9 protein-coding genes and 1 tRNA gene are annotated in these 7,157 nt (G+C 57.1%); 3 read left to right on the top strand and 7 right to left on the bottom strand.

The features are described 5' to 3' along the window. Positions 1-491 precede the first annotated feature (491 nt). Together V3W31_07585 and V3W31_07580 are read left to right on the top strand one after the other, a co-directional pair. The gene (locus V3W31_07585) at positions 492-692 is read left to right on the top strand and encodes a type II toxin-antitoxin system VapB family antitoxin (GenBank protein MEE9614795.1); all 201 of its coding nucleotides are present in this window, start codon (positions 492-494) and stop codon (positions 690-692) included. After that, positions 689-1,087, top strand: coding sequence for a PIN domain nuclease (locus V3W31_07580; GenBank protein ID MEE9614794.1), 399 nt, complete (start codon positions 689-691; stop codon positions 1,085-1,087). The genes V3W31_07585 and V3W31_07580 overlap by 4 nt, the downstream gene beginning before the upstream one ends. A 198-nt stretch (positions 1,088-1,285) precedes the next feature. Here V3W31_07580 and V3W31_07575 read toward each other — a convergent pair. Both V3W31_07575 and udp read right to left on the bottom strand, forming a co-directional pair. Further along, positions 1,286-1,361: transfer RNA gene (locus V3W31_07575), tRNA-Asn, on the bottom strand. A 178-nt stretch (positions 1,362-1,539) separates the two neighbouring features. Beyond that, positions 1,540-2,313: a uridine phosphorylase gene (gene udp / locus V3W31_07570; GenBank protein ID MEE9614793.1), complete on the bottom strand. Its 774-nt coding sequence runs from the start codon at positions 2,311-2,313 to the stop codon at positions 1,540-1,542. Positions 2,314-2,375: 62 nt separating this feature from the next. Between udp and V3W31_07565 the strand changes: the two genes are divergently transcribed. Next, a complete protein-coding gene (locus V3W31_07565) occupies positions 2,376-2,882 on the top strand; it encodes a Slp family lipoprotein (protein ID MEE9614792.1) in 507 nt (168 codons plus the stop codon). A gap of 44 nt (positions 2,883-2,926) precedes the next feature. On the opposite strand, the gene rpe is transcribed toward V3W31_07565, so the two are convergent. The 5 genes from rpe to V3W31_07540 form a co-directional block, all read right to left on the bottom strand. Continuing rightward, positions 2,927-3,586: a ribulose-phosphate 3-epimerase gene (gene rpe, locus V3W31_07560; protein MEE9614791.1), complete on the bottom strand. Its 660-nt coding sequence runs from the start codon at positions 3,584-3,586 to the stop codon at positions 2,927-2,929. 196 nt (positions 3,587-3,782) lie between these two features. Then, positions 3,783-4,280 (bottom strand): hypothetical protein, encoded by a 498-nt coding sequence (locus V3W31_07555; protein MEE9614790.1) that lies wholly within the window; start codon positions 4,278-4,280, stop codon positions 3,783-3,785. 412 nt (positions 4,281-4,692) lie between these two features. Continuing rightward, positions 4,693-5,841: an HD domain-containing phosphohydrolase gene (locus V3W31_07550; protein ID MEE9614789.1), complete on the bottom strand. Its 1,149-nt coding sequence runs from the start codon at positions 5,839-5,841 to the stop codon at positions 4,693-4,695. A 350-nt stretch (positions 5,842-6,191) separates the two neighbouring features. Further along, the gene (locus V3W31_07545) at positions 6,192-6,908 is read right to left on the bottom strand and encodes a cytochrome c biogenesis protein CcdA (protein ID MEE9614788.1); all 717 of its coding nucleotides are present in this window, start codon (positions 6,906-6,908) and stop codon (positions 6,192-6,194) included. A 10-nt stretch (positions 6,909-6,918) separates the two neighbouring features. Next, positions 6,919-7,157: hypothetical protein (locus V3W31_07540; protein ID MEE9614787.1), on the bottom strand; the 239-nt coding region annotated here is incomplete at its 5' end.

The raw sequence follows: 7,157 nt of genomic DNA, 5'->3' as shown, positions 1-7,157 counted from the left end.
ACCACTTCCGTAAAACTTGTCAATAGAAAAACTCTCCATCATGACAAATATCAACTTTTTCCTTTTCCCGGCAATACCCCGGCGCCCCGTACTCCACTGTCGTTATATTGAAAAAAGGAAGGGATATGCCGGCCCTCTCGGGCCGGCGCCGGTAAGGGCAGCGTGACGCTGCACCCGACGTTTTGCACGCCTCGCCTTCGGGTGCCCGGGCACGACAATAAACGAACCGAACTCCTCCGAGTCATGCAAAGCATAGGCCTATCTTCAACCGTTGCTCCACCGCAGGTGGTGCTGCCGCACGGTTAACGTATATGCGGCCCTTGTGTAGCTTAAACCCCGTTGCCACAAGCGGTCATAACGAAATTGAAACACCCTCAGGGTGGCGGCGAGCACCCGGTCGAACCCAGGGCGGCTTCGCTGTTTTTCCCACTTGCCACATACACACAAATCTGCTATACTTTGTGTATGCCTAAAAAGGAGGAATACTCTGTATGCTAAGGACAAACATCGAGCTTGACGAAAAGCTTGTGGACGAAGCAATGAAGCTCACCCACAAAAAGACCAAGAAGGAGCTTGTGAATTACGCCCTCAAGGAGCTCGTGAGCAAGATAAAGAGGAGAAAGCTCCTTGAGGTCGAGGGCAAGGTGAAGTGGACGGGCGAGCTCGGTGAGATGAGGAAGAGCCGGGCATGATCCTTGTGGACACGAGCGTATGGGTGGATTTCCTGCGGGGCGTTAACTCCCGTGAGCGACGGGCGCTCCACAGGCTCATAGAAGACGATGAGGATATCTCCATTACGGAGATAATCCTTACGGAGATTCTCCAGGGCATAAAAGAAGACAAAGACTTCAAGACCGTTAAGGACTACCTCCTTGAATTCCCCGTACATAGACCGAAGGGCACGGAGACCTACCTGAAGGCGGCCGGGATCTACAGGGATTGCAGGAAAAAGGGCAAGACCGTCAGAAAGACGGTCGACTGCATCATCGCGGCGATATGTATTGAAAACAACCTTACCCTCCTGCATAAGGACAGTGACTTCGAACAGATTGGGGCGTGTACCGGGCTGAAGATTTACAAGGCGTAAAGCATGGCTCCCAGGGAGGGATATGCCGACCCGTACGGGTCGGCACCGGTAAGGTAGATTCCCATTCGTGTTGCCCGCCTCGCCTGCGGCTGCGGCGGGCTCCCGGTCGAACCCGGTCCGCCTCCGGCGGAGGGTTCGAATCCAACCAGGACGACAAAAATAATGGGGCCCCACTCCGTGGGACCCCGTTTATTTTTTTGGCTCCCAGGGAGGGATTCGAACCCCCGACAGGGTGGTTAACAGCCACCTGCTCTACCAGCTGAGCTACCTGGGATCAATATAAGACAGTTGCAATCCGGATATGTTAATATTTTCCCGGCGTACAAGTCAAGCCAATTTAGAAATGTGCTGCCGCACGGTTAACGATATATGCGGCCCTGTGCAACATTAGGGCTCAATAATCCCAGACGGTAGTCCAGAAATAGAAACACCCTCAGGCTAAGGCGCGAAGCTCATTTAAGATGGGCAAGGGCCGCCACCGCCGCCCTTATGACGCTCTCCTCGCCGGTCTTCAAACTTTTTTTCGTCACATTCCCCGTCCCGCCCCTGTTGACCACCCCGGTTATGCACCCGCCGCCGAGCCCCATCGAGGCCGTAAGCACGAGCACCGTCGAAGACTCCATCTCGTAGTTCAACACGTGGAGCTTCCTCAGCTCACGGGTATGGCCCTGAAACCTCTTTATAGTATACTTGCGGAACGAGTCGCCCCTCTCCTCGCCGGGATAGAAGGTGTCCGAAGAGGCCGTAACGCCGAGGTGGCTCTTTACCCCCGCGTCCTCCGCCCCCCGGACGAGCGCCGAGGTGACGTCGTGAGAGGCCACGGCCGGGTACTCGATCGGGGCGTAGTGGGTCGAGGCCCCGTCGAGACGCACCGAGCCGGTGGTGATTACAACGTCCCCGGTCTTTATACGACTCTGTATCGCGCCGGTAGTGCCGACCCGTATAAAGGTCCTCACCCCGAGCCGCGCGAGCTCGTCTATGGCTATGGAGGTCGACGGGCCGCCTATGCCCGTGGAGGTCACAAGCACATTCCCGCTACGACCACCTACGCCGACAAGGTAGGTGCAGTACTCCCTCTTCCACGCGAGCCTCTCGCTCCGCCCGCCGTATGCCCTCGATATCTCCGCGGCTATCGGCTCGCTCCTGAACGGGTCCCCGGGGAGGAGCGCAACCTTTGCCCCACGGAGCATCGCCTTTGTAAGATCAAGATGGTATACGCGGCCCATAAAAAAGAAAAACCTCTCTACCCGTAGTCAGGTGGTGTATAATACATCCCATGGAGACGACGATGTACTCTAAAACGCGGAAGACGGCGCTGCCCTTCTTTCTGGCGACGCTGGTCATGCTCGCGGGCTGCGCCCCGGTCATCTCAAGCGAGGTACGCAAGGACGTTGACCCGGACGTAAGGTTCGAGGAACTCCTGGCAGGGCCCGAAGGCCACACCGGCAAGACGGTCCTTCTCGGCGGGACCATACTCAAGGTGGAGACACTCGCGGACAAGACCGTGATGGAGGTCCTGCAAAAGCCGCTTAAAACGAACTTAAGGCCCGTGGACCAGGCCGAGAAGAGCCTCGGGCGGTTCCTCCTCGCATTCGACGGCTTCCGGGACCCGACGCTCTACACCCCGGGAAGCGACATAACGGCCGTCGGAACGGTAACGGGCTCGGAGACGAGGCAGATCGGCGACCATACTTACGACTACCCGGTAATATCTCCCGTGGAGGACCACCTCTGGCAGACCCGAAGAAGCTGGCCTGACTTGCACCTGGGCATCGGGGTCGGCACAACTTTTTAGCAGCTCGCTCTACGGGTAAAAACGCCCTCACGGGAAAAGGGCCGCTACTCCCCGTCCAACTCCCTCCTCATGGCCTCGATTGTCTTTGCGTAGTCGTCGCCGCCGAATACGGCCGAGCCCGCCACGAAGACGTCCGCCCCGGCCTTCGAGGCCTCCCCTATATTGCCTATCTTTATCCCGCCGTCCACCTCGAGCTCGGCCTCGGAGCCGCACTCGTCGAGCATCCGCCTGACCTTCTTGAGCTTCGCAATGCTCGACTTTATGAACTCCTGTCCGCCGAACCCGGGGTTTACCGACATCACCAGCACGAGGTCCACCTCTTCGATTACCTGATCGAGGGTCTGGACCGAAGTGGAGGGGTTAAGAGAGACCCCGGCCTTTATACCGTGCTCCTTTATGGACTGGACGACCTTGTGCAGGTGTTTCGTCGTCTCCACGTGCACGGTTATTATGTCGCTCCCGGCCCTGGCGAACGCCGGGACGAACTCGGCGGGGTTCTCTATCATGAGGTGCACGTCGAGCGGGAGCCTCGTGGCATTCCGTATCCACTCGACCACTACCGGGCCTATGGTGATGTTCGGCACGAAGTGCCCGTCCATCACGTCCACGTGTATGTAGTCGGCCCTGGCGTCCTCCACGGCCTTAAGCTCCGCGCCGAGCCGGCTGAAGTCCGCCGATAATATGGAAGGTGCTATCTTCTTCATAAGCGCATAAGTCCCAGGTAATCCTCTTCAATCCTTTTATCAGATTTCGTCGGCCCTGTTCAAGCCATTTCAGCAATATGGAAAATAGGGAATGGGAAAAATGGAAAAATGGAAAAAAATCCCGCCGCCCCAGGAGGAGGAGGGGGTCGGCGGGTTTTTTTCCTTTTTTCCGTTAAGACCGATCCAAGTACCGGTCCTAAGCCTTGATGATCTTTATAACGGCATTGATGTAGCCGACAAGCGTCCTGGAGGCTTCGGTCGTCACGTGCTTGTCCGACTGCGCCTCGAGGTGCTTTATCGCGGCCTTCAGTATCCTTACGGCCGTTGAATCCTTCCCACTATCGACCTTCTTCTCGGCCGCCTCCAGCTTGGAGACAAGGGCCTTTGCCACCCCGTCGTTGGATATCAGACCCCGCGAGTTCATGTTCTTGACGGCGCCTATGACGTCCCCTACGCTGACCGGGAACTGCGCGCACCTCGGATAGGGAGAGCACGGAGGAGGCGGCCTGGTGGGTGGCATATTGTCGGGTACGCAGCCACCCGTGGGAGAGGGGGAGTACCCGGGCGGACACGTAAAGGCAAGCAGAATAACCCCTTCCGGAGCCCCCATTTCATCTAACTCCTCAGCCGAAGCCACGGTCGGCGTAACCATGGCCAGCAAAGCCGCAATTACAAAGAATTTTACCAAGTTCATGGTAGCCTCCTTTCCGTCTGGACCCTGTATATCTTCAACTCCTCATTATTATGCCGGTTTTTATAAGGAGTATCTCTTCGCATTACTGTATATTACTGCAAGAAAAGTGCCTGAATCCGGCCCTGTTGCATCTCCGTGTTTTTAAAGGATTCTATGTTTTACCTACCCCTTCTACTATGCAAAAAGTATCGACAATTTTCGTCACCCCCGCAAAAATATCACAGTTGTCACCCCTTGGGTCTGAATTAGGAGTCTTAATTACGGTCAAATCATGGTTTGGATAGAGAGAGAGGGGGCAATACGGGCAGGAGGCAATAAAAAAAAGGGGGAAAAGGAAAAAAAAAGGGCCGGCCTGAATGGCCCGCCCCTTAGAACACGTAACGCCTGGATGGAAAACTGGAAAACCGGGAATTTACCCGTTATTCGCCTTATCTTCCTTTTCTTCTTCCGGCCCGGCTTTCGTCTCGGCCACCTCCAACTGCGCCTTCATTTCGGCGTCATGCTGGGCGTTCTCTTTTATGAACTCCTCGAGAGGCAACTGCGAGAAGATGTCAACAAGGATGGGGTCGAACATCTTGCCCTTGTGGCTCTTTATCTCGTTTATGGTAACCGAGAGAGAGAAGGTGCCCCTGTAGGGACGGTCTTCGGTCAGCGCGCAGAAGACGTCGGAGACCTTCAGTATCCTCGCCCCGGACGGGATATCGATGCCTTTGAGCCCCTCGGGGTATCCGCTCCCGTCGTAGTTCTCGTGGTGGTGCTTTATTATGGGGATGATGGACTTCGCGCACTCGGAGCCGAGGACGTCCAGAAGGGAGCCTCCGACACCGGCGTGTATCTTCATCTTATCGAACTCATCGGCCGTGAGCTTCCCGCTCTTATCCAGGATACTGTCGTTTACCCCGACCTTCCCTATGTCGTGCAGGAGCGCGCCGAACTTGAACCAGTGCTCCAGCCTGTCGATCTCTTCCTGGTCGATCGTGGAGACCCACTCCTCGTTGCCGAGAGCGGCGTCCAGGAGCGCGATGCCCACGTTAGCGACCTTGGCGCTGTGCCCGAGCGTCCATTTGCTCTTGGCCTCCAGCACCCTCATGAAGGAGACTATCATGGCCAGCTGGTTGCAGTCTGCCTTGACTATCTCACGGTAGGAGGCCAGGCTTTCCTGGATGACCATGCCTATCATGTAGGCCAGGTCGGCCAGGCGCTTCTTATCGAAGGACGAGAAACTGCGGCCGTTGGCCTCGTTATAGGTGAGCCTGACCCATCCGGTCGAATGCTCCTTGTCCTTGCCGAGGAAAGAGGATATTACCTTATTGGTAAGCCCTCCCTCGCCCGGGGCTGCGGCCCTCCCGTGCAGCCTGCGGTTCACGGAGAACTCGTAGTCGATAGGGGCGCCCTTCGCAATGGAGAGGTGGAAGTGGCAGGACTCGCCGCCTATGAGGCTGAAGAGGTTGTTGGCGCAATCGGTAAGCGTACCCTGTATCCGCTGATTGTGCCAGTCCGTCTCGTCGGCCTGGGCCTTGAGCTTCGTTATTTCGTTTTCTATGGTAGTTATTCTTTCCATGTCTCCAGGTCCGGTTTTCCCATGCGGTTCGCAACGTTAAGAGCTAGTTCCACAGATACGCCTTTAATTTATACAAATAAATGCCCGTTGTCAAGTAAAATTTTCGCTTTCTTCCACTTCTTCCATTTTTTCTACTTTCCCCACTTTTCCCACTTTCTTCCCCACGGCCGGAAGAGGGGGTATAAAGGCCGGATTACGGACAAATGTCCCCTCGGGGAGTGGGAGACCCGAAAAGACCCCCTCTCCCCCAGTGGGGGAGAGGGAGATTACAGGCAAAAAACGTTACCTACCCCGTATCAAGTACGGGGCAGGATTACTGAGCATCTACAACAGGCGCCGCATGAAGGCGGCTACATCAGGTTCACGAGGAATGCCTTGTAGCGGAGCATGAGGCCGGTCATGAGCAGCACCCCCATGCTCATGAGCACCAGCGAGGCGATGAGGGCGGGGATATTGACGCCCTCCCCCTCTTCCGCCGCCGCCTTCCCTCTCCCCGCCCGCCCTACCACAGCCAGGACAAGCGAGATCGCGGCGCCAACGACCGTAAAGGCGGCGGAGAGCCCCAGGCCGTAGGCCGTAAGGAGCGTGAACCCCGTCTTGGAGTTATCAGGCATCGCGGCGTAGTTCAGGAGTTCTCCGAGCGCGGGGGCTATGCACGGCGCGTAGCCTATTGCGAAGGCGGCGCCCACAAGAGGGGCGAGGACCACCATTACCGCGCTCTTCCTCCCCGAAGGCCCGGCAATGGAGAAAAACGCCATAAGCGTGGCTGCCACCGCTATGAAGGCCCCGGCCAGGGGCCGCAAGACCTTTATGTTCCTGAGGATCGTCCCGCCCGGCTCGAGCGCCGGGACGCTAAGCAGCCCGAAGGTGACGCTGAACCCCAGCGCGAGGGCCGCGGCGACAAAGCCCATAACCGCGAGACCCCTTATCCCGCCCGTCCTTATGAGCAGGTACGTCCCTACGCCGAAGGCGATGTAGAAGGGAGTCACCTGCATCACGCATAGCTGCCAGACGGAGAAGAAGGTAAAGAACCCTCCGCATAAGGCCTCACCTATACCTGGAGCCATCGTTACACCCTCACTCGTTTAGGTTTTCCGTGCTTTCACCAGCGCTCTCGGGGGCACTTTCATCGGCGCCTTCACCGGTGCTTTCGGGGGCCGCCGCCACCGGGGCAACCGGAACCAACAGTTCCTCTACCCATGCCGACAGCTTTTCCGCCTCATCTATCTTCCCGTAGAACGCCCTCTTTATCCTGCCGTCGGCGGTTATGAAAAAGGTCGTGGGCGGGGCGCTCACCCCGTAGTTCATGCCTATCA

The organism is Thermodesulfobacteriota bacterium (assembly GCA_036482575.1).
GTDB lineage: Bacteria > Desulfobacterota > GWC2-55-46 > GWC2-55-46 > JAUVFY01 > JAZGJJ01.
This window is presented reverse-complemented; position numbering and strand designations above follow the sequence as displayed.